This is a genomic window from Streptomyces sp. NPDC056987, from assembly GCF_042673865.1.
Taxonomy (GTDB): domain Bacteria; phylum Actinomycetota; class Actinomycetes; order Streptomycetales; family Streptomycetaceae; genus Streptomyces.
Map to the genome: position 1 here is coordinate 235922 of NZ_JBHURV010000005.1, position 20358 is coordinate 256279.

The window sequence follows — 20358 nt, forward strand, 5'->3', positions numbered from 1 at the left end:
GCGTCCGATTGCAGCAACAGGTCCGTTCGAGCGTCCAAGACGTAGTTGCGATCTGCCTTATAGGGCAGGCTTATCAGTCGCGCCCCGGCGCAGGGCGGTGGCCACGAAAGCCTCCGCTGCCCTGGACAGCCCCGTACGGCGGCTGACCAGCCCGATACTCAGGGTGGTTCTCGGCTCGATGTCCAGCACCCGGGCGCCGGCGCGCTCAGCCATGACCCGCCAGGACTCCGTCACCACGGCCAGCCCGACCCCGGCCAGAACCAGTGGCAGGATGGCCACCCGATGTTCGGTCTCGGCCGCGATGGTGCATGCAACACCCTGCTCAAGCAGTCCGTCAACGTACGCGCGCATCCCCGTACCCCGCTGTCCGACGATAAGGCGCTGCCCCGTCAACTCCCGGTTGGAAATGGCCTGTTGTCCACCGAAGGGACCGTCGGGCGGCACCACGAGCACGAAACGCTGCTGTCCCACCGGGTAGGAGGCCACCTCCTTTTCCGGCAACGGTCCCGACGTGGCCAGCAGCCCCAACTCGACAGCGCCCGTGCGCACCATGTCCACGACGTCTCGCGAAGTGAAAGCAGCCTTGATCACTACGGATACACCGGGCCAACGGCCACTGAAGTCATGGATCATCGAGGTCAGGGGTTCCACCGCCTGCGACGGCATCGCGGCCACGTCCAGCCGCCCCTCACGCAGCTCGTGTACAGCCGCGACGCTGGCCCGGGCCGTCTCCAGACTCCGCACAGCCGCTCGCGCCGGCTCGATCAGCGCTCTTCCCGCCTCGGTCAGTACCGCCCGCCTTCCGATCCGGTGGAACAGCTCACTGCCCAGGTCACGCTCAAGCCCCTGGACCGTCTGGGACAACGACGGCTGTGACACGTACAGAGCCGAGGCGGCCCGGTTGAATCCACCATGATCAACGATCGCGAGGAAGTACTCCAGCTGCCGGATATCCATCTGCTGATCACCAGCCGGTGATGCGTTCCCAGGTGGACTGGAACGCGGGCGAGGGGTCTGTGGGGTGGGTGCTGTCGATGACGTGGTAGCCGCGGTGCTGGGCGGCGGTGGCGCACGCGTGGTTGGGCAGGATGCGCAGCCGGGTGCCGACGGGCAGGTCGGGCAGGTCGGCGCCGTTGCGGGCGGTGAGGGTGCCGTGCTCCTGGCTCGCCGCGCTCATGACCAGATTCGGGATCGGGTCACCCGCCAGATCGAGGACCAGGCCGTAGCCCTGGTCCGTCGGCTGGTTCGCGGTGCCGCGGTCCCGGGACATGGCCATCCAGCCGCCGTCGGTGACGATCCAGCCGTACTCGGGGCGGTGGCCGATGACGGTGACGACCACCGACAGGGCGAGGTCCTCCACACGGCAGACGCCCAGGCCGGCCATGACGAGGTCGAAGAAGACGTAGTTGCCGGCGCGCAGTTCGGTGACACCGGTGAGGTCCTCGGCCGCGTGGGCGGTCGGTGTGGAGCCGACGCTGACCGTACTGACGGGCAGCCCGGCGGCGCGCAGCCGCTCCGCTGCCGCGACCGCGGTGTCGCGTTCGTTCTCGGCTGCCAGCCGCTGGTCTTCCGGGGTGTAGGCGAAGTAGGACTCGCCCGCGTGGGTCAGGACGCCGTCGAGGCATCCGGCCTCGTGCAGGATGCGGCCGATGCCGACGAGTCCGGGGGCGTCGGTCTTGAGGCCGCCGCGGTGGCCGTCGCAGTCGATCTCGATCTGCGCGGGGATGGCGAGACCGGCTTTACGGGCGGTGTCGGCGACGAAGACGGCCTGTTCGCGGCTGTCGAGCAGGACACGCAGGGTGACGCCTCGGCGCAGGAGGGCAATGACCCGGGGCAGCTTGTGCGGGTCGATGCCGACGGCGTAGGTGATGTCGGTGTAGCCGCCGTCGGCGAACGCCTCGGCCTCGGCGAGGGTGGAGACGGTGACCGGACATGGGGTACCGCTGTGCATCAGGGTGGCTACGTCGAGGCTCTTGGCTGTCTTCATATGCGGCCGCAGGGTGACGCCGAGCCGGTCGGCCCGCGCTGCCAGCCGGTCGATGTTGCGCAGGGACTTGTGCACGTCGACGACGGCGAAGGGGGTGTCGGGGTCTGCCAGCGTCGTCCCGGCAGCCGGTGGCGGAGTGGTGTTCACAGGGCTACGTCCATTTTCTTGAGGAGGGCCAGGCCCAGGTAGAGGTCCTGCAGACCGATCCCGGAGCTGTCGAAGACTGTGATGTCGTCGTTGGCGTCCCGCCCCGGGGCGCGCCCGGTGAGGACAGCGCCGAGCGCGGTGAGCACGGTGTCCTGTGGGGCGTGCTGGCTCTCGCCCATGCGCCGGGCCTGCTCAGGAACATCACAGAAGACGCGGGAGCGGGCGAACAGTTCGGGCGGGAGTTCCCGCTTGCCGGGGGCGTCGGCGCCCATGCAGGAGATGTGGGTGCCCGGGCGTACCCACCGGGCTTCGAACAGCGGCGGCGTGTCGGCTCGGGCGGTGGTGGCGGTGACGATGACGTCGGCCCGTGCGCAGGCTTCCTCGGCGCTGCTGGTCTGTGCGTCGTGGCCTTCTGCGGCCAACTGCGCGGCCAGCCGGCCGGCGCGGTCCTTGTCCCGTCCCACGACCAGCACCGTGCCGATGGGCCGTACGCGGCTGACGGCCCGGACCTCGTACGCGGCCTGGTGACCGGTGCCGAAAACGGCCAGGGTGGCGGAGCCGGCGCGGGCAAGGAGGTCGACGGCCAGGGCATCGGCGGCGGCGGTCCGATAGGCGTTGGCGGTGCCGGCCTCCAGGACCGCCGCGATCCTGCCGATGGTCTGGTCGAACAGCAGCAGGGTGGAGTGGTGCCGGGGCAGACCCTGCGCCGGGTTGTCCGGCCAGAAGGTGCCGATCTTCACGCCCGCGTGGGTCGCGGAGGCGGACGGCTTGAGGCTGAACCGATTACGTGGGTCGGATCCGTGCACGACAAGGCTGGGGAGTGCGGCGGCTTCCACGGTGGCGGCGAACGCGGCGCGGGCCGCGTCGAAGGCGAGGGACTCGTCCACCAGCGTGGCGGTCTGTTCTTCGGTGATGTACAGCAGACCGCGCGCTCCCGGCTCTGGGTCCGCGTACGGCACAGTGCGAGGGTCAGTCGAGGGCTGCAATTGCGTGCACCTCCACTGCGGATCCGTAGTGCAGTTCGTGGGCGCCGGCCACGGCCCGTGCGGGCCTGTTCGCACCGAGCCAGTCCTGGTACAGCCGGTCGAAGGCGGGCCAGTCGCCGATGTCGGTCACGTGGACGGTGACCGAGATCAGCCGCTCGCGGCTGGTGTCAACCGTGGCCAGACAGGCGTCGAGGTTACGGAGTACCTGCTGTACCTGGGTCTCGAATGGCTCGTCGGCCAGGCAGGATCCGTCGGGCGTCACAGGGAGCTGGTCGGAGATGTAGGCCACGCCGCGGTGGACGGCGATGTGCGAGTAGTGGCCCGCCGGCGGGGCCAGTCGTGCGCTGTCGAGTGTGATGATCGAGGCGGTGTCGCCCGTGCGGGGGCGACTGTCCCCCGTGGCGGTCTCAACTGTGCTCATCGTCTCACTTCGTGTAGGCGTAGACACTGGCTCGGGAGATGCCGAGCAGATCGGCGATCGTCTGGGCGGCGTTGCGGGTGTCGAAGTAGCCGTCTTCGTTCAGGCGCCGCACGAGCTCCTTCTTCGCCTCCCTGGGCAGGGCCCGCGGAGTGGTGGAGCGCTCGGCGGCGGCCGTCTCGATGACTTCGCGCAGTTCCCGGCGGCTTCGGTCGCTCAGCCTCTCAAGCTGGACGTCCCGGTTTTCGGGATCGGTCGCGACCAGGTTCGACAGGATCAGCGTGATGGGGGAGAGCGTCGAGATGTCCAGGTTCAGGCAGAGGGCGGCGATGTACTGCCCGGCAGCGTTTTTGATCCCGATCGAGGTGCTCTTCGCGGGGCGTCCGTCGGTGAACTGGTTGGCGTAGTTCTGGATGACGCTGGGGTAGTGCGGATCCTGGATGCGAGCGAGACCCAGTTCGGTGGCGGAATCACCCACCTGACGTCCCGACAGGTTGTTCTCGATGAAGCGGATGGCATGGTCCGGATCGCGCAGGTCGTGCAGTACGACCTCGCAGATTCCGGGGAACATGCGGCCCAGCGCCTGAGCGATCTTCTCCGCCTCGGCCAGGAGGTGCTCGTCCTCCAGCGCCCCGGACGCCGCCCCGAAAAGCTGCCCGTCTCGTTGCTGCCTGCCATCCCGGCCGCTCGTGTGACTCGTGCCTTCAGAGGTCACCGCCCGCCCCCATTCCATGGTGCTGTCACTACCGCTCATTCCGTGCTCCCTGCCTCCGTTCGGTACTCCGCGCAGGCATCACCCTCGGCGAGCTGCAGCCGTGCGCGGGGGCAGCAGTCCAGAAACATCTTGATTTTCCGTCTACCTCCATACAGACAATCTATCTATCTCTAGAGTTTCCGTCCAGCGCTAGGGTCTGTCTGACAAAACGATCACGGTTCACGGAGTCAAAGAACGAGCGATGCGAGTCGGAGGCCGGCGAGGTAGCGGGCTGCCAACTTGCCGAAGCGGGTGGCCACGGCTCGGAACTGCTGGAGTCTGCTGAAGCAGCGCTCGACCTCGTTGCGGGCCTTGTGCCGTTCTGCGTCGAAGGTCGGTGGCCGTCCTCCTGCCGATCCTCTGCGTTGCCGGTTGGCGATCTGGTCGGATCGTTCAGGGATGACCACGCGGATGCCACGCCGCCGTAAAACGGTCCGGATGGCTCGTGACGCATACGCCTTATCGGCGATGACCGTCTCGGGCCTGCGACGGGGGCGGCCTACGGACAGGGGGACTCGCACCGCGTCCGGCACCGTGTCGAACACCGTGGAGTCGTTGACGTTGCCCGGAGTAACGACTATGGCCAAGGGCAGGCCGCGACTGTCGGTCGCGAGGTGGGCCTTGGTGGTCAATCCGCCCCGGGGCCGGCCGAGCACCTTGTCAGGCGCCGGATGTGGCGGATCTTCCAGTTCGTCCTTGGCCGGAGCCCCTTTTTGTGGGCTCCGGCCGCGTGCTGGCGAGCACGGCTGATGGTGGAGTCCACCGACACGGTCCACTCCACCATGCCCATCGCGTCATCTTTGACCTGCATATGCTCCAGGAGCTTCGCCCAGGTTCCGTCCGCCTCCCATCCGGCGAAGCGTCCATAAACGCAGCATGTCACCGTACGGATTCACCCAGCCGAGCTTTCCCGGGCCGTGCCGGTCGAGGATGCTCAGCACCCCTTGCCAATGCTTCACCGTGCTCGTAAGAGCCCTGCAAGCAAGGTGTCCCGGGACGATCCCTTATCTAGGCGACGGACCAGTCGCGCAGCTGGCGGGCGATCCGGGCGACGCCGAGCGTTCCGGAGGCGGCGTCCCGCACGAGCGCGACGGCCGCCTTGGGTGGGAAGTCGAGCTCGCGCGCGTTGAGAATCAGGTACGCCTCGGTCGCATGCCAGGCGAAGGCCTCGTTGGAGTGTTCCAGGCAGGGCAGTCTCGCCAGGGTCTGCAGCAGCGCGCCGGCCCTGAGATACAGAGATCCGTAAACGTTGCGCTCCATCGCACGGGCATTGACCCGGGCGACCGCGGCGTACAGCGGTCCGAGATCGTCGACCTGCGGATCACCGTCGAGCAACCCCGCGGCATGCAGCAGGAATGTGACGTCGAGCGGGAGGGGTTCCGGCTGGGTCACGCGGCGTGGCCTCGCTCCTGGTGCCCGAGATCCCGCCGCGCCTCTTCCTCGGCCGCACGCTGCTCGGCACTGGGGTCCAGACTGCTGGGCTCCGCCGCGAAAGCCGCGCCGCTGCGGGCCATGGACGCCTGGAAACCATCCAGGAACTGCCGCTCCACAGCGGTTGCGCGCTCGTAAGCAGCCGAGAGGATGTACTCCTGCATGCTGACCCCTGCCTGCTTGGCCGCTGCCGCGATAGCGGCCCGCTGCGCAGGGTCGGGAAAACGAAGACTCATCGCTGTTTTGGCATTCATGGTATCCACGGTATCAGCGGTACCGGGAGCGTGTCCCGGAGCGACGCGGACTGCGTATTCCGCCGACACCGCCACGGCTGCCGCCGGAGCCGCGGTGCTCCGCGGTCCGCCTTCTGAGCCGCCGACGCCGACCGCCGGACGGGCTGTGCGAGGTATGCAAGCTACCGGCGCCGGACCGAGGCCTTGACCGTGGAGGCCGGGCTGATTGCGGCGACCTGGGCGGCGGACCTCGACAACCCTGACTACATCGCTGCCGTCACCGCCGATGTGCGAGCGTCGCTGACGGTCGGTATCGAACGCACTCGGCGCGAGTTCCTGGACTCGGACCTGGCCGGTGCGGCATCCGTGCTCGCCTTCGCCGCGCTCCGGTCGGTGGAAATGGCGCGCCTGAGTACCGCAGCAACGCGCTGGGGCGGTTCGGGCGGGCCGAGGAAGCCGAAGCCGAGGCGACGCGGGCGTACAGGACCGAGCAGAACCGGCGCCGGTTCCGGCGCAACCCGAACGGCGCGGACGCCATCAAGACAGCGACGAAGGCCGCCGGCACGGCCCGGGAGCGCACCGCGCAGTACCTGCTGGCGACGCGCCTGGGGCAACTGCGCGAGCAGGCGGGGGCCCGCACCGAGACGGCCGTGCCCGCGCCGTGGACGGACCGGATTCCTGAACTGGCGGCGCGCCCGCTGGACGCCGACGCCACTGGGGCGGTGATCGCATGACAACCGAGCTGGGCGGCGTGGACCTCGCCCGCCAAGCCCTGGTCGCGGCCCGGGAGACGGCGAAGTAGAACGACGCCACCCGTCCGAAGCCGAAGCCGAAGCAGTGCACCGGCACCGTCGTACGACGCGACGGCCGCGAGCAGCCCGGACTCGGCGCCGTCGTCAGCCAGATGATGACCGAGCGCGGCATGATCGCCCCGGCCACCGGCGGAAGCGTCCTCGCCCACTTCGACGCCGTCCGCGCCGCGTCCGTGCCCGATCTCGCCGGCCGCGTCGAGGCCGTGGCGTTCGACGCGGACACCGGCCGCCTGGATGTCGTCCCCGGCTCCCCGGCCTGCGGCACCACACTGCGCTGGAGCGCGCCGAAGCTGGTCGCGCGGCCAGCGCGCGGGTGCCCGGTGCTCTCACGGCCCCCGGCACGCCGATGCTGCCTACGGAGCCGGCCACCCGGTCCGCGGTTGTGGGGCCGGTGCGTACGCGGGAGTCGGCATCGACCGGATACCGCCGCGCCCTCTAGGCGCACCGGGCCGCCCGGGCCGAGTCGCCGATGGCGCTGGCGCCGGCTGTCGCGGCAGCGACGCGCATTCCGGGCGAGATGTACGTCGCTGCTCGTTGCGGTGCTCTTCGACGCGCTGGGTGAACTTCTTCAGCGCCTCGCCTTCCTTGCCGGGACTGCTCCGCGTCCGAGCCTTCATCCGACAGCACCTCCACGACCCACGTCACCCCGGCCCCCGATCTCTCCCGCCGACTGCCCCAGTGGCTCGACGTTGATCACGGCTCGGGGCGAATGACTCGCGGGAAAACATGGGCACGGGAAAGGAGGACCCGCTGTGATGTCTGCTGGCCAGGGTCGATCCTGGGCGCGATACACGCGTTCACCGATGCTGACAACCACGACGCCCTGACCTTGCTGCGCGCACTGTGTAACGAAGTCCTCCGAGCTGACCAACCGGAAAACCGCTTGCCTGCGGCGCTCGCCGTGATCACCCTGGCCCGATGGACCTCAAAGAAGCGGCTCAAGCGTGGCGTGAAGACGGCTTCGTCATCCTCCCTGGCTTCATCCCGCACGAGGAGTTGAAGCCCGCGGCGGGCGAGCTGGACTTGCTCTTCCCGTCCGCTGAGGGGTTCCACGACGCAACCGATCCGCGACGGGAGCGCTTCCTCGGCGACCAGTTCGCCGGTATCGACTACTTTCCGTTCGCCAGCACGGAGATCAGCCTGCTGGCTGTGAACCACCGGATACTGGCGCTCGCCGGGATGCTGCTGGAGGACGACGGTTTCCAGATCTCCGGGGCGGAGGCTTGGGCGAAGTACGCCGGTGCCAGCGACTACGACCAGGACCTGCACCGCGACTACCTGGGCCATACCCTCCTGGTGCCCAGCACCGCGCCCGGCTTTCGCCAACTGGAGATGTTCGTGTACCTGGCGGACGTGCCCGAGGAGTTCGGCCCGGCGCACCTTGTCCCACGGAGGCACACGGTTGACCTCCCGGCCGTGCCCGACAGGTACCTGCGGCCCGGTCTCGAAAGCAAGAGCCGTTTCCATGACGGCAGCGGAAGTCCGCACCTGTACGAAGCGCAGGTGCCCGCGGCCGGCCCCGCCGGGACGGTCGTCGCCTTCGAGATCGGCACCGTGCATCGCGGAACGGCCATGACCGCGCCACGGGGCGCCCGCTACACCATGCATGTGAATTTCCGTCCCTCCGGTGTCCATTGGGGTCAGCGGAGGGGCTGGGCCTACTCCGCCGTACAGGAGGACTGGTTCAAGTTCGTCGAGCGGGCCACCCCGCGCCAGCTCCAGGCATTCGGGTTCCCACCGCCTGGGCATCCTTACTGGACACCGGAGACGCTGGCTGGGATGGCGTTGCGGTATCCGGGGCTCGACCTCACGCCTTGGCGCCAGCCTGGTTGAACGCTGCCGTCGTTCACACCGGATCCGTATCCGCCCGCCCCGGGGTTCCGCTGCTGCGGTCGCTCTTGGTCTCCGCCATGGTGACGGCAAGCGCGATTCGGGCCCCGCGTTCCACCAGGACAGGCGCGCGAGCCCGTACTCTCGCATGACGCAGCGCTTCGTGAGCTGTTCGTACGAGGGCGTCGACGGTGTCGTGGTCCACGGTGGGGAAGGACGCCTTGAGCCGCTCCGTCACGCGGTGGAGCGCTGTCCGCTCGGCCGGGGAGTGACAGGCGGGCTCGCTGTCCTCCGGCTCGGGGCCTCCGAGGGCTTTCATCCTCTTACCCTCAACGCAGTCGCGACGCTGTTCATCCGATTCGCGGACCGTCCCATGTCCGTCAGATGCCTCCGTTCCAGCACTCTGTCCGACGTGGCAGAAACCTCTCCTCCCAGTCTCCGGGGCTTCCACTCCTCCTGCACCCTGGGCTGGTCGGGCGAGAAAGCCGTCGGGTTGGACAGGGGAAGTGCCAGCGCCTACAAGGGGCCCGGCGTCTCGGGAACGGCAAGGATCAGTGGTTCGGCGTCTCCGTAGAGAGCGGCGTGCGACGCGGCAGCGAGCTCACGGGCCCGATGTTCGCTCTCCACGTAGTACAAGACGAAGTAGACCGGCCCTGCATGAGTCGGAGCGGATCTCACGGTTGCGGATCAGGCGCAGGACCACGGTACGGATCGTCTCGTACTCCGAGTCCTCAACAGTGTGGTGCGGGCCGGCGGTGAGTGCGTCCGCTTCACTGTCCATTGCCTGCCCTGATGCCCGACAGCGATGAAGACCGCGTGCTGCTGCTCGGCCTCCCTTGTACGCCTCGTTGAAGGCATCGATGGCCGTGGCGTCCGGGATCGGACCAGCAGGTCAAGGAGCCGCCAGCCACTGCATGACAGACATCGTGCCAGGCAAGGCCGGGTGGTGGCGGTTCCAACGTCCTGGCGCGCGCAGGGTGAACGAGCGTTCCCCGCCGGACCTGTCCCGGGCGTGCCAGTCAGCCGGGGCGGGGCCCGCGGCACGCGGGAGGGCCCGGCGGCCGGCGCGACCGGCTCCCTCCCCGCCGTGTTCCCGCGTGCCCACGGACATCCATCCACCACTATGGAAGGAAACATCCGATTCGCCTGGAGGTTCTGCATGCACCGTGATGGCTTTCCCGCCCCGGAATCCGGGCTCATCCTCACTCACTTCCTGACGGTGGCCGACGTGGCCCGCTCTCGGGCCTTCTACACCGATGTTCTCGGCGGTGAGGTGGTACTCGAAGAGAACCCCTGCACCGTCAAACTCGCCAACGGATGGATCATCATGAACCCGGGCGGTGGCCCCACCCCGGACAAGCCGGACGTCACTCTGCGTCCGCCCACCGACCCGAGCACGGTCAGCGCCTTTCTCAACCTTCGCGTTGCCGACATCGAGGCATGCCACCGGGAGTGGAGTGCGAAGGGCGCCGAATTCCTGACGCCACCCATCGATCGCAAGGCCGAGGTGCGGTGCTACCTGCGTGACCCGGACGGCTATCTCATCGAAGTCGGGCAGGCCACCGGCATGCTGCACGGCACCTACGCCGACCCGCCCGCCGGCCCGAGTTAGATCCTTGGCCGGGCCGTCCACCTGCTTCTCGTCGGCCGGCAGGGACGTAGACCGAGTGTGCTCGTTCGGCCGGTCACGAGAGAAACCGAAAACCATCAAGTGACCCGGAATGCACCTGGGAGGGGGTCGGTAATCGACGTCAGCCACGCCGGGTATCGAGCAGTTCAGAGCCGTTTCCACCCGTTACGACGAGCGCGGCGCCTGGGACTTGCTGCAGCAGCCTGTCCCAGGCGCCGTCGGCCGCCCACAGCCCTGCCGTTTATGGGCGATCTGCCACGGCCCGAAGCGTTTTGGTAGTTCACGCAACTGCACCCCTGTGCCTAGCCGGTGGAAGATTCCGTCGATCACTTGGCGTGGTTCCTCCACCGGCAGCACCGATTGTTGCTCGCGGGCGCAGGGGACCCAGCAGATCTCACTCGTCGTCCGGCAGATCCCCCGTCGTCCGACAGATCCCCTGGCTGATCACTTCCGGAACGACGACTCACTTGATCGACGGGTTGCCTGTCGGCGACGCGGTGACGATCCAGACGGACCCAGGGATGCAGACACCGTCGGTGGTCTCGAACTCTGTGAGCGCGTCATGCACAGCGGCACGGATACGGGTGATGGCCGCCGGGGCGGCATCGCGCAGGTTGTGGCGTGTCGGTCCCATGGCGAAGATGAAGTCGGCCGCGTCGCCCGCATCGGCGCCGAAGGTCATGGGAGCCTCGGCGGCGGCAACATCGATGTCGGTGAACCCGGCGGCGGCGAGTACCTGGTGGATCCGTGCGGGATCAAGCAGGGACCCCATCCCCGTGGCGGCGGGGGAGGCCTCGTGCAGAAACGGCGAGAGCGCGGCGGTCGCACGGGCATAGGCGCTGTCCGAGCCCCCGGGCCGGGGGCCGAGGAACGCGAGCTGGCCGGCCGGCGCGAGCGCGTGGCCGAGATGGGTGAAAGCCGCGATGTGGTCGGTGAAGAACATGACACCGCCGCGGCTGATGAGGACGTCGAACCCGCGGTCGGGGAACGGATGCACCTGGGCGTCGCCTTGCTCGAAGGTGACGTTGTCGATGCCTTCCGTGATGGCGTCGTCGCGGGCGCGTTCGAGCATGAGTGCGGACAGGTCGATTCCGACGACGTGGCCGTCGTACGCCTGCTGTGCGGCGAGGAGTGTGGTCTGGCCGGTGCCGCAGCCGACATCGAGGACCCGGTCGTGCGGGGTGATGCCCGCCGCGGCGAAGAGGGGGGCGTTGAACGCGCCCATCATCGCGTTGTAGCGCTCGGAGTGTTGGGCCCAGTGGATGCCCTCCCAGTCGTTCCATGCCTCTGCCTGCTGACGGTTGGCGATTGCGTGCACGGATCACCCTCCATTGACTAGAGTCGACTTCTAGAGTTGCACTCTAGATATAGGCTCCAGTCATGAGTGAGGTCAAGGGAAAACGGGGCGACAAGGCCCGGGAGACACGGCGCCGGATCATCGACGCGGCGGGTGCGCTCTTCGTCGAGCAGGGCTACGGGGCGACCAGGCTGCAGGAGATCGCCGACCGGGCGGGCGTGGCGGTGCAGACGATCTACTTCGTCTTCCGGAACAAGCCCTCGCTGCTCAAGGAACTGGTCGATGTCGCGATCGCGGGCGACGACGAGCCGGTGCCGACGATGGACCGGCCATGGTTCGCCGAGGTCACAGCAGGGCCCACCGCCAAGTCTGCGCTGGCCGCACTGGTCGCCGGCACCCGCGGGACGCTCGAACGTGTCGCGGCCATCAACGAGATGGTCCGTGCCGCGGCAGCGACCGACCCGGAGATCCGGGACCTGTGGCCGGATCAGACCGACCCCCGGTACGTGGTGATCTCGACAGCCGCGAAGGCTCTGCTGAAGATGCCCGGCGCCAGCCCCGCCCTCTCCCCGCGAGAGGCGGCGGACATCATCTACGCCTTGCTCAGTCCCGAGCTCTTCCTTGTCCTGACTCGAGACCGCGCGTGGCCACCGGACAACTGGGAGCGATGGGCGTACGACACCCTCTGTTCTCAGCTACTGGTCAGGAGAGAGAATCCGGCTCCCTGATCACGACCGGGGACAGAACCTGGGCCGGTTCGTTTGGATCACTTCCGCTGGCCGAGGTTGTCGTTGACGATGTCCGTGTGACTCACCGCATCAGCGCTCTGATCTCCGCCTTCGGCGTCCTTGCCGGCACGATGCTCCTCGTTCTTGCCGTTCGTGAGTATCGCTTTGGGGCATCGGCCCTCTGGATCGGAGGTGGAGCTGTGATCTTCCTCAGCGCTTTGTGCACGTTCGTGCGGGACGTACGGCGGGTCCGCACCGGGCCGACCGCTGCTGGGTGATGTCGGAGTGGCTACCGCTGGGTCTGCGGGCTCTGAGACAATCGGCCTGAAGACCCCATCGCTCAGAGCGAGATTGCCGCGCTGACCCGCCGCTCCGAAGACGCCGCGCAGAAGAACGACCGCGAGTTCGGCATCGTCAAGAGCGACCTGACCGCGGTCCGCCTCCAGGTCACCAACCTCGATCAGAAGGCCTGGAATCTCAGCGAGCACGTTGCCCGCCTGGACGAGCGGCTGGAACGCATGGATCAGAAGATCAACCGAAACCAGGCCCAGATCATTGAGCTCCTGAGCCAACTGGTGGGCAAGAACCCCGCCAACAGCTGAGCCTCCCGCCCGTACGCTCGGGGCCGCCACGGATGCCGTGGCGGCCCTTCCGCCGTTCCGGGCGTGGGGCAGGCCACTCCGCCACGTCCGTCGCTACGAACCGCGGCCAGCGAGCTCGGCCCCCACGAACGGGCTCAAGGGCATCCGCCTCGCTCTCGCGGAGCTCGTGGAGGCCGGCGACGCTCAGGTACAGCGCGGGCAGGAGCCTGCCGACGCTGAACGGCTGGAGGCACACCAACGCTTCCGCCTGGTCATGGACTGGGACCACTTCCACGCAACCAGGATGGAGCTGAGCGCAGGGCCGACGGCGCGTGACTGAGCTCGTGCCAGGCGCGGTGGGAATTGAAGACACCCGCCTGATCGTGGTCCGAGGCAACAGCGCCTTGGGGAAATCCTCCGTCGCAGCCGGCCTGCGCGAACAGTTCGGCCGCAACCTCGCGATCGTCGGCCAGGACAACCTGCGCCGAACCGTGCTCCGCGAACGCGACCGACCCGGATCTGCGAACATCGGCCTGATCGACCTGACCTCCCGCTACGCGCTGGACAACGGTTTCCACGTTGTCGTGGAAGGCATCCTGTACGCCGACCGCTACGGCACGATGCTCCAAGACCTGGTGCGTGCCCACCGTGGCGTCTCACGCTGCTACTACCTCCACGTGCCCTACACGGAGACGCTGCTGCGGTACGGGGCGAAACCCGATGCCGAGTATCTCAAGCAGGTCACCGAGCACGACCTGCGCGACTGGTACCGAGAGAAGGACCTACTGCCCGACGCGATGGAGACCGTCATCAGCGCGGCCAGCACCCTGGACGACACCATCCGGCAGATCCGGCGCGAGAGTGGCCTGGACAGCGTGCTCGCGGTCGACCGTTAACGAGCCAACTGAAGGTGCCGAGGCGAGCTGACCCTCTCTTTGGGCACATCACGGCCCCCCCCACGGGGGAAAGCGGCCTTGACCTCCCCAGGGGCCGAATGGGGGCGCAGTATTCAACGACGCCGCGGCCCCGCCGTCACAAGGCGCGAAGGCAATCACTTCCGTACAAGTCAGCGGCGATGTCCAACGTGGGCGTCAAGGACGCCAACTGGCGGGCGACGTGTTGCGGGGGCTGTCAATCAGCCTCAGCTGATCAGCAGCCATTTTCGCGCGAGACGTTGCGTGGGGGAGCCGATCAGCTTCATTTGCTCGGCCGCCTGCCGGGCAGCGCGAGAGTGCAAGTTGTCATGAACTACCTGAGAAGAACCTGGGAGACGAGGCGCTGCCGGGATACCTGCGCTGCCTTCACTCACCAGATTCTGCAAAGCACCTGGCACGCGAGGCCAAGGGTTTGGCCGACCTTCCGTGACGGCCCTGAGCGACTGCTCCCGCCGACGTCCGTCGCCCTGCCGAAGAACGATGGCTGCAGTCACCCGCCGCCAATCCGTCGGTTGCTTCTTGCTCCTCGATCTCGTGCGACAGTCGCGACCCCGACCCGGTCCCCTGGAACTCAACCTCTATCGGAACGGGTCCCCGGAGTCGCTGACGCGGCGGGCGCGCGTGAACCCGTCGCGCACGAGCAATCCCGGGCCGTGCCCCGGTGCCTGGCGGTGTCAACAGATCTTGCCGAGCCGGATGGCTGTGGCCTTGAGCAGGTCCCGCAGCAGGTCGAAGTCGATGTTCTCCGTCCTGCGGAGCCGCAGGCAGCCCTTGCCCATGTCCTGCCCGGCCAGCCGTTCCTCGAACGCTTCACGGACGTCACTGCGCATGAGATAGAAGGAGATGTACTGCTTCTGGCTGGCAAAGGCGATCTCGCAGGCGCCGTTCCGTTCGTATGCGGGCATCCCGTAGGCCATGACTTCATCGAAGCCCACCAGTTCCTCGCGGCACATCTGCCGGATCTTGGTCAGCACGGCCCTGCGTTCCTCGGGAACCTCGGTCAGGTAGCCGTCGACGTTGCTTGCCTTGCTCTGCGCCATTCCGTGAGGTTAAGCCGGATTCGAGGCCCCTATCAACATGTCAATCACGTCCTGGCCCGGGCAAGCCCAAGGAGATCCTTGGCGAGTGGGATGGGCCCCGGCTCCCCGACTACGAAGTCCCGCTGCCCGGACACCGCACTTCGCCGAAGGCATCGGCGTGCTGCTGCGCTACTGCCTGGACCGGCGCCCGCTCATCGACACCCTTCGGGCATCCAGTACTGGAGCAGCGCAACGGTCTTGAACTCTGCGAGCTCCTTCCGCTCCGGCAGCCTCGCCGTCGGCCCGGCTACCGGAGCGGAAGGAGAGCGTCGTCGCCCGTGACCGGTGTTGCGGGCGTTACCTCGAAACCGGTCGGCCGGTGACGGCCGGGCAATGTTCCTGCCCTGGTTCACCGAGGCCGACCGAAGAAGGGGACGTCGGTGGGTGCCATGTCGCTACGTATCCGTAGCAGCCGGACCGGGCGGCGCCACCGGCCGGGGGGATCCAGGGAGATGTCCACGGCGACCTCCGCGACGACGTCCGGTTCGGCCAGTTGTACGGCCAGGTGCTCGCGCGAACCCCTGGGCCTTGCCGAAGGTCCGCCCGGTCCAGGGGCTGTCGCTCCGGGCGGCTGAGACCGTTGGCGAAGGCGCGTCGTACGGGGGCGGAGAGCACGGTGTGCGGTCGGCGTAGTGGAGGCGGCCGCCGGTGTCGAAGCGCCCGAGCAGGGCGATGACGGGCGCGCCCGCCGTACCGGACACCCCACTGATGACGGTCTAGTTGGTGTGCCGCATCCGGTACTTGAGCCACCCCCGTGCGTTCGGGACGTAGCGCTGGTCCAGCCGATTGAAGACAATGCCCTCCACGTCTGTTCCTTCAAGGTTCTCGTACCGGAGCAGGGCCTCGTCCCGGTCGGTGGTCGACCACACCGGCTCGATCGGCGGGCCGACGTTGGCGAGCACCTCCATGAGGACCTGGCGCCGCTCCGAGTACGGACGCGGCCGTGGGTCAGGCAGACCCACTGCGGAATGGGCCAGGACCGTTGAACGCGACGTACGTCGCAGGGAACCGGTCCGAGCTCCCGGGCCCGGCGGGGCTTGGGCAGTGCGCGGGGCTGCGCCGTCTCGAAGCTGATCCGCGCACCGTCGTCGGCGACGTAGACCACGGCCTCGCCGTCCAGGATCACGCCGGGCGGCAAGCTCGTGGTGGCCACGGCCGGATCCATCCGGAGCGCGGTGGCGTCGCGGCCGGTACGGGACTGCGGCCGGACGCTGTCCTCGGTCCGCCACAGTACGGTCCGGTGGTCCCTGTTCTCCAGACTTTGGTGTGTCTCATGAGACAGGTGGCAGCTGGCTTCTGATACCGCCCTGGGGGACGGTTCGAACAGCGTTTGGCGCTCAGCGTCGCATCGCGTTGACGGTCGACGGCATCAGGCAAGCCGGTTTGTTCTCTTAGTACGCGAGCTGTCCGATGCCTCCGTCGACGCGCAGCACGGTCCCAGCAGTGTAGGCGGACTCGTCCGAGGCGAGGTAGACCGCCGCCTTGGCCAGCTCGGTGGCGGTTCCCAGGCGGTGGAGCGGCACGGTCTGCCGGAGCTCGTCGTAGAGGGCTGCCTGGCGCTCGGGGCCGAGGGGCGCGAACGCGTTGGTGATGGTCGGGCCCGGGCTCAGTCCGTTGACGCGGATTCCCCGGTCCTTCAGCTCGTAGGTCAGCCCGCGGGTGTAGGAGAGCAGGCCCGCCTTGGCCGCGCCGTAGACCGTCGCGTTCTCGTGTCCGATGTAGGCGGAGACCGAGCCGACGAGGATGACCGAGGACTGCTGCGAGAAGAGTGGCAGCAGGTCTCTGATCAGGAAGAACGGCGACTTGAGATTGGTCGCGAGGAGCCTGTCGAACGCCTCCTCGGTCCATGCCTCGATCGGGAGGTGGGTGATGTCGGCGGCGTTGCTCATCAGGATGTCGAGCTTCGGCCATTCCTGCCGCAGCCGCACCGCGAGCGCCGCCTGGCCCGGTACGTCGCCGGCGTCGCTGGCGATGGTCAGCAGCGGGCCCTCCAACTGCCGGGCTGCCTCGTCGAGCTTCTCCTGTGACCGGCCGGTGATGGCGACGGTCGCTCCTTCGGCAAGGAACTGGCGGGCCGTTTCCAGGCCGATGCCGCTCGTCCCTCCGGTGATCAGTGCGTGCTTTCCCGTAAGACGGTCCATTGTTCTGTCTCTCCTCAGATTGCGGTGCGGCCGCCGTCGGCGGCGATGATTGCCCCGGTCATGTAGCTGGCCCGGTCGCCGGCGAGAAAGGCGATCACGTGGGCCACCTCGGCCGGGGCGGAGGTGCGCTTGAGCACGGTGGTCAGGCCCATGCCGCCCATGTCCGGGCCCATTGCCGCGACCACCTTGGAGGTGCGCATCGGGCCCGGTGGGACGGCGTTGACCCGCACGTTCGAGGCGGCGTACTCCGCCGCCCAGGTGCGGGTCAGTGATTCGAGCGCGGCCTTGGTGGCGCCGTAGACGGCCATGCCCGGTATGCCGAGGCCGGCCGCGGTGGAGCTGGCGTTGACGATGCTGCCGCCGCTTCCCGCGGCCATCTTCTCCGCGAGCAGGGCGGTGAGCAGGAACGGGGCACGCACGTTGACCGCGAAGGCGGCGTCGTAGCCCGCGAGGTCCTGCCCGGTGTCGGCGAGAGCGTCATCACGCTCGCGTTGTTGATCAAGATGTCGACGGCTTCGACGTCCTCGACCAGCTGCCGCACGCCCGCCGGGCCGGACACGTCCGCCGCGACGAAGCGCACCGTCCCCGTGGCCTCTCCACCGGCCGCGCGGAGGTCTTCCACGACCTGGGCACCGCGCTCCGGATCAGTTCCGGTCAGGATCAGATCGGCTCCGCCCGCGGCCAGCACCCTGGCTGTCGCGTGCCCGAGTCCGCCGATCGCGCCGGATCCGGTGACGAGCGCCGTCTTGCCCGCAAATCTCATTGCTTCGCCCTTCGTGCCGGCCAGTGAGCAACCGACTTCTGTGCATCCGTTCAAGAAGTGGCACCACGGAAGCTACGACTTCTTGAACGCCGAGTCAAGAAGTCGTAGTCTTGGGCTCGTGACACGAACCGGACGCCCCCGCGAGTTTGACAAGGAACAGACGCTGGAGCGCGCACTCGAACTGTTCTGGTCCCGGGGGTACGGGGCGACGTCGATCCAGGACCTGGTCGACGCGCTGGCCGTCGAGCGCGGCAGCCTCTACGGCGCGTTCGGCGACAAGCGCCGCTTCTACCTGGACGCCGTCAGGCTCTACTGGGAGGTGTACGAGCGGCACCTGACCGCCGCGCTCGACACGGCCCCGCTCCTGCCGGCGCTGCGCGAGATCCTGACCCATCCGGCGCGGCTGGACGAACTGATCTCCGACAGGGGTGTGCCGCAGGGCTGCCTGGTCGGCAACACGACCGCCGAACTCGTTCCCCAGGACAGCGAAGCCACGGAGATCGTCACCCGCTCGTACCGCCGCTTCACCGACATCGTCGCCGGCGCACTCCGCCGCGCACAGGCCGCCGGCGAGGTCACGGCCAGCTCCTCCCCGGAGGCCCAGGCGCAGCTCCTGCTCTACATCGTCCAGGGCCTGTCGCTCGTATCGAGGGCGGGGCTCGATCGGAGGGCGGCGCTGGCGGCGATCGACACGGCGGTGCACGGGTTGCAGGCGTGACCGGACCCTTCCGGGCGCGACCCATTCCTGCCAGGCATGCGGAGGATCCCTCGCCGTCCACGTGTGCCGGGCCTGGCACACAGGTATTGACCTGACGAGACTTCCAGAACGCGCGACGAGACAGGCGCCGGGGGTACGTCGTTCCCCTGGAGGAACGACGCGGACAGAACGGCCCGCATGAGCGCCTTCTGGCATACGACATCCCATGGGTTCCTCTGAGTCCTACTGGCCCTCGGAGTGAAGGCGAGGAGGCACGGGTTGGTGCTGGCAGCCGTACGCGATCTGCGCGAGTTCCGCGATCCGATCCCAGCGGAGGTCGTCGCGGATCGGGGGCTGCCGAGAGACGCCGAGCAGCCATCCGCATGGGACAACTCCAGGTGTCTGGAGAACCGACGACCTTGATCTCGTACGCCCACGGCCCCGTCGGCAACCGCGTCACGGGCCGCCACAGGGCGACGTCCACGGGCCATTCCACACGATCAGCCTGCGCCCTTCGGGCGCGGGCCGAGGCGCGCGCAAGACACCCAAGGCCGCCGTCGGGCACACTGCGCTGGTGAACGCTGGTACAGCTCCGTCTCCGCAGGAACAGGCAATCCGTCATGTCGCATCGCTCTCGTCCGGGGCCCCGGACGACCCTGCGCTGCGAGTGACTCTGAACTTTCACCCGGATCGCACGGTGGAAGGCCGACCGATACTGTTCGCGTTGGCCGAGGACGGCGTTTATCACTCGCAGTTCGTCACGGGCGCAAGCAACGGCGGCTTGACGGCCCATCCTGGTGGTGACCGGTGGCGTTGGGAGAGCCGGATCTTCGGAGGCGCGTATGATCATGCGTCCGCGCACGAGCGCCCCGTCTACGGCGCGCTGAACTTCCGGCGAAAGCCGCTCGGCGGAGCGCCCCGGTTCGGTTCCGCGCACTTTCGGCTGACTGCTGAGGCCCTCTCACGAGCCACGTTCTGCTACCCGGACAGCTTCTTCGAACCGTCGGCATTCGGTGTCGCGGCCACTATGTCCCTCATAAAGCTGGCTGAGGCCGATAGCCGGGATGCACTCGACGACTACATCGAGGCACAGGTACACGGGCCACTCGTCCTGAACCGCGATGTCGAGGCATTGGTCCTGGACCCGAGCTATCGAGGAACCGTAGTGGAGGCAGCATCCCGCGACCTGCCGTGCCGACTCGAGTGGCATCCAGGGCTCCGGCTCGCCGTCGAAGAACTCGGTCGCCACTCGGAATACCGCGGTCAGGAGTACGTCGACCTGGGAACCGAGATCGCCGTTGACGGCTGTCTCGATCCGCGGATCATCGGTGACGCCGCACGCACCGGACTCCATGACCAGCAGGCGCTCAAGAAGGTGTGGCATTGCCTGGCGCGCTTCGGGCAGGCCGAGGAACGCAACGCGTGATCAGGCAGGCATTCGGACAGTTCCAATACCCGACTCCACCATTAGCGGTCCACCCGGCCGAGACGATCGAGGCCCACCGGGCATTCATCGCCCGACGACGGGCTTTCCGCCCCGGCGAGGAGCACCGGATCCCGACAGAGGATGAGCGGGACGCCTTCCCCGCCCGCTTCGAGAAGCGGAAGGTGCCCATCGGCACCTGCGCACGCGTCTTCGGATCCCCCCCCCACATCCATGAGCACGCATGTGTCAGATGTTCGCTCCTCCGACCTGACCCGACCCAACGGGCACAGCCTGCCGAGATCCGCGACAACTTGATCGCCCGAATCCCCGAAGCCGAGACGGAAGGCCGGCTCGGCGAGGTCGAGGGTCTCCAGGTCAGCCTGGCCGGCGCCGAGGAGAAGCTCAGCCAGCTAGGTCGGGGCCACAGGCAGCATACGGCCGTGGACCTCGGTATCCCCGCCATGCGCGGTGATCGATGAACCC

The 20358-nt window shown here is 68.1% G+C and carries 23 protein-coding genes and 2 pseudogenes; 8 read left to right on the plus strand and 17 right to left on the minus strand.

What is annotated here, in order from left to right; translation table 11 throughout:
- Window positions 1-57: 57 nt before the first annotated feature.
- The 8 genes and pseudogenes from ACFTZC_RS08685 to ACFTZC_RS08720 form a co-directional block, all read right to left on the minus strand.
- Window positions 58-957 carry a LysR family transcriptional regulator gene (locus tag ACFTZC_RS08685; RefSeq protein ID WP_382888038.1) on the minus strand — a complete coding sequence of 300 codons (900 nt, stop codon included), beginning with the start codon at window positions 955-957 and terminating at the stop codon, window positions 58-60.
- Between the two features lie 7 nt (window positions 958-964).
- Window positions 965-2134 (minus strand): DSD1 family PLP-dependent enzyme, encoded by a 1170-nt coding sequence (locus ACFTZC_RS08690; RefSeq protein WP_382888039.1) that lies wholly within the window; start codon window positions 2132-2134, stop codon window positions 965-967.
- Window positions 2131-3093: an ornithine cyclodeaminase family protein gene (locus ACFTZC_RS08695; protein ID WP_382888040.1), complete on the minus strand. Its 963-nt coding sequence runs from the start codon at window positions 3091-3093 to the stop codon at window positions 2131-2133. Before ACFTZC_RS08695 ends, ACFTZC_RS08690 begins: the two co-directional genes overlap by 4 nt.
- 10 nt (window positions 3094-3103) lie before the next feature.
- Window positions 3104-3541, minus strand: a complete 438-nt coding sequence (locus tag ACFTZC_RS08700; protein ID WP_382888041.1) for a RidA family protein — start codon at window positions 3539-3541, stop codon at window positions 3104-3106.
- Window positions 3542-3545: 4 nt separating this feature from the next.
- Entirely contained in the window at window positions 3546-4292 is a 747-nt protein-coding gene (locus ACFTZC_RS08705; RefSeq protein ID WP_382888042.1) for a transcriptional regulator, read from the minus strand.
- Window positions 4293-4480: 188 nt separating this feature from the next.
- A pseudogene (locus tag ACFTZC_RS08710) lies at window positions 4481-5160 on the minus strand (IS5 family transposase); the annotation flags it as partial.
- Window positions 5161-5300: 140 nt separating this feature from the next.
- A complete protein-coding gene (locus ACFTZC_RS08715; RefSeq protein ID WP_382888043.1) occupies window positions 5301-5684 on the minus strand; it encodes a fic family toxin-antitoxin system, toxin component in 384 nt (127 codons plus the stop codon).
- Window positions 5681-5959, minus strand: coding sequence for a DUF1778 domain-containing protein (locus ACFTZC_RS08720; RefSeq protein ID WP_382888113.1), 279 nt, complete (start codon window positions 5957-5959; stop codon window positions 5681-5683). Before ACFTZC_RS08720 ends, ACFTZC_RS08715 begins: the two co-directional genes overlap by 4 nt.
- 1727 nt (window positions 5960-7686) lie before the next feature.
- Between ACFTZC_RS08720 and ACFTZC_RS08725 the strand changes: the two genes are divergently transcribed.
- Window positions 7687-8601 (plus strand): phytanoyl-CoA dioxygenase family protein, encoded by a 915-nt coding sequence (locus ACFTZC_RS08725; RefSeq protein ID WP_382888044.1) that lies wholly within the window; start codon window positions 7687-7689, stop codon window positions 8599-8601.
- A 13-nt stretch (window positions 8602-8614) separates the two neighbouring features.
- Here the strand turns inward: ACFTZC_RS08725 and ACFTZC_RS08730 are convergent, their stop codons facing one another.
- On the minus strand, window positions 8615-8917 hold the full coding sequence (locus ACFTZC_RS08730) for a three-helix bundle dimerization domain-containing protein (RefSeq protein WP_382888045.1): 303 nt from the start codon (window positions 8915-8917) through the stop codon (window positions 8615-8617).
- Between the two features lie 840 nt (window positions 8918-9757).
- Here ACFTZC_RS08730 and ACFTZC_RS08735 point away from each other — a divergent pair.
- Complete coding sequence (locus tag ACFTZC_RS08735) at window positions 9758-10210, plus strand: VOC family protein (RefSeq protein ID WP_382888046.1); 453 nt, start codon at window positions 9758-9760, stop codon at window positions 10208-10210.
- A gap of 183 nt (window positions 10211-10393) precedes the next feature.
- Here ACFTZC_RS08735 and ACFTZC_RS08740 read toward each other — a convergent pair whose 3' ends face one another.
- Together ACFTZC_RS08740 and ACFTZC_RS08745 are read right to left on the minus strand one after the other, a co-directional pair.
- Window positions 10394-10585, minus strand: coding sequence for a transposase (locus ACFTZC_RS08740; protein ID WP_382888047.1), 192 nt, complete (start codon window positions 10583-10585; stop codon window positions 10394-10396).
- Between the two features lie 106 nt (window positions 10586-10691).
- Window positions 10692-11546, minus strand: coding sequence for a class I SAM-dependent methyltransferase (locus tag ACFTZC_RS08745; protein WP_382888048.1), 855 nt, complete (start codon window positions 11544-11546; stop codon window positions 10692-10694).
- Window positions 11547-11608: 62 nt separating this feature from the next.
- Here ACFTZC_RS08745 and ACFTZC_RS08750 point away from each other — a divergent pair, with 62 nt between their 5' ends.
- On the plus strand, window positions 11609-12253 hold the full coding sequence (locus ACFTZC_RS08750) for a TetR/AcrR family transcriptional regulator (protein WP_382888049.1): 645 nt from the start codon (window positions 11609-11611) through the stop codon (window positions 12251-12253).
- A 38-nt stretch (window positions 12254-12291) separates the two neighbouring features.
- On the opposite strand, the gene ACFTZC_RS08755 is transcribed toward ACFTZC_RS08750, so the two are convergent.
- A complete protein-coding gene (locus tag ACFTZC_RS08755) occupies window positions 12292-12825 on the minus strand; it encodes a hypothetical protein (protein WP_382888050.1) in 534 nt (177 codons plus the stop codon).
- A gap of 67 nt (window positions 12826-12892) precedes the next feature.
- Here ACFTZC_RS08755 and ACFTZC_RS08760 point away from each other — a divergent pair, with 67 nt between their 5' ends.
- Both ACFTZC_RS08760 and ACFTZC_RS08765 read left to right on the plus strand, forming a co-directional pair.
- The gene (locus ACFTZC_RS08760; RefSeq protein WP_382888052.1) at window positions 12893-13174 is read left to right on the plus strand and encodes a DUF6042 family protein; all 282 of its coding nucleotides are present in this window, start codon (window positions 12893-12895) and stop codon (window positions 13172-13174) included.
- Entirely contained in the window at window positions 13167-13730 is a 564-nt protein-coding gene (locus ACFTZC_RS08765) for a kinase (RefSeq protein WP_382888053.1), read from the plus strand. Before ACFTZC_RS08760 ends, ACFTZC_RS08765 begins: the two co-directional genes overlap by 8 nt.
- A gap of 713 nt (window positions 13731-14443) precedes the next feature.
- Here ACFTZC_RS08765 and ACFTZC_RS08770 read toward each other — a convergent pair.
- From ACFTZC_RS08770 to ACFTZC_RS08790, 5 genes and pseudogenes are all read right to left on the minus strand, one after another.
- Entirely contained in the window at window positions 14444-14809 is a 366-nt protein-coding gene (locus ACFTZC_RS08770; RefSeq protein ID WP_382888054.1) for an iron chaperone, read from the minus strand.
- Between the two features lie 755 nt (window positions 14810-15564).
- Window positions 15565-15810 carry a hypothetical protein gene (locus ACFTZC_RS08775; protein ID WP_382888055.1) on the minus strand — a complete coding sequence of 82 codons (246 nt, stop codon included), beginning with the start codon at window positions 15808-15810 and terminating at the stop codon, window positions 15565-15567.
- Window positions 15811-16239: 429 nt separating this feature from the next.
- A complete protein-coding gene (locus ACFTZC_RS08780) occupies window positions 16240-16989 on the minus strand; it encodes an SDR family oxidoreductase (protein WP_382888056.1) in 750 nt (249 codons plus the stop codon).
- A 14-nt stretch (window positions 16990-17003) separates the two neighbouring features.
- Entirely contained in the window at window positions 17004-17408 is a 405-nt protein-coding gene (locus ACFTZC_RS08785; protein ID WP_382888057.1) for an SDR family NAD(P)-dependent oxidoreductase, read from the minus strand.
- Between the two features lie 107 nt (window positions 17409-17515).
- A pseudogene (locus tag ACFTZC_RS08790) lies at window positions 17516-17752 on the minus strand (SDR family NAD(P)-dependent oxidoreductase); the annotation flags it as partial.
- A 118-nt stretch (window positions 17753-17870) separates the two neighbouring features.
- Here ACFTZC_RS08790 and ACFTZC_RS08795 point away from each other — a divergent pair.
- The 3 genes from ACFTZC_RS08795 (at window position 17871) to ACFTZC_RS08805 (ending at window position 20354) form a co-directional block, all read left to right on the plus strand.
- A complete protein-coding gene (locus ACFTZC_RS08795; protein WP_382888058.1) occupies window positions 17871-18470 on the plus strand; it encodes a TetR/AcrR family transcriptional regulator in 600 nt (199 codons plus the stop codon).
- Between the two features lie 553 nt (window positions 18471-19023).
- A complete protein-coding gene (locus ACFTZC_RS08800; RefSeq protein ID WP_382888059.1) occupies window positions 19024-19875 on the plus strand; it encodes a DUF3626 domain-containing protein in 852 nt (283 codons plus the stop codon).
- Window positions 19872-20354: an integrase gene (locus ACFTZC_RS08805; RefSeq protein ID WP_382888060.1), complete on the plus strand. Its 483-nt coding sequence runs from the start codon at window positions 19872-19874 to the stop codon at window positions 20352-20354. Before ACFTZC_RS08800 ends, ACFTZC_RS08805 begins: the two co-directional genes overlap by 4 nt.
- Window positions 20355-20358 lie beyond the last annotated feature (4 nt).

What these genes read in the sequence shown, in the direction of transcription:
- ACFTZC_RS08685 (WP_382888038.1), bottom strand. Translation starts at nt 957, where the DNA reads ATGGATATCCGGCAGCTGGAGTACTTCCTCGCGATCGTTGATCATGGT.
- ACFTZC_RS08700 (WP_382888041.1), bottom strand. Translation starts at nt 3,541, where the DNA reads ATGAGCACAGTTGAGACCGCCACGGGGGACAGTCGCCCCCGCACGGGC.
- ACFTZC_RS08705 (WP_382888042.1), bottom strand. Translation starts at nt 4,292, where the DNA reads ATGAGCGGTAGTGACAGCACCATGGAATGGGGGCGGGCGGTGACCTCT.
- ACFTZC_RS08720 (WP_382888113.1), bottom strand. Translation starts at nt 5,959, where the DNA reads ATGAGTCTTCGTTTTCCCGACCCTGCGCAGCGGGCCGCTATCGCGGCA.
- ACFTZC_RS08725 (WP_382888044.1), top strand. Translation starts at nt 7,687, where the DNA reads ATGGACCTCAAAGAAGCGGCTCAAGCGTGGCGTGAAGACGGCTTCGTC.
- ACFTZC_RS08730 (WP_382888045.1), bottom strand. Translation starts at nt 8,917, where the DNA reads ATGAAAGCCCTCGGAGGCCCCGAGCCGGAGGACAGCGAGCCCGCCTGT.
- ACFTZC_RS08735 (WP_382888046.1), top strand. Translation starts at nt 9,758, where the DNA reads ATGCACCGTGATGGCTTTCCCGCCCCGGAATCCGGGCTCATCCTCACT.
- ACFTZC_RS08750 (WP_382888049.1), top strand. Translation starts at nt 11,609, where the DNA reads ATGAGTGAGGTCAAGGGAAAACGGGGCGACAAGGCCCGGGAGACACGG.
- ACFTZC_RS08770 (WP_382888054.1), bottom strand. Translation starts at nt 14,809, where the DNA reads ATGGCGCAGAGCAAGGCAAGCAACGTCGACGGCTACCTGACCGAGGTT.
- ACFTZC_RS08780 (WP_382888056.1), bottom strand. Translation starts at nt 16,989, where the DNA reads ATGGACCGTCTTACGGGAAAGCACGCACTGATCACCGGAGGGACGAGC.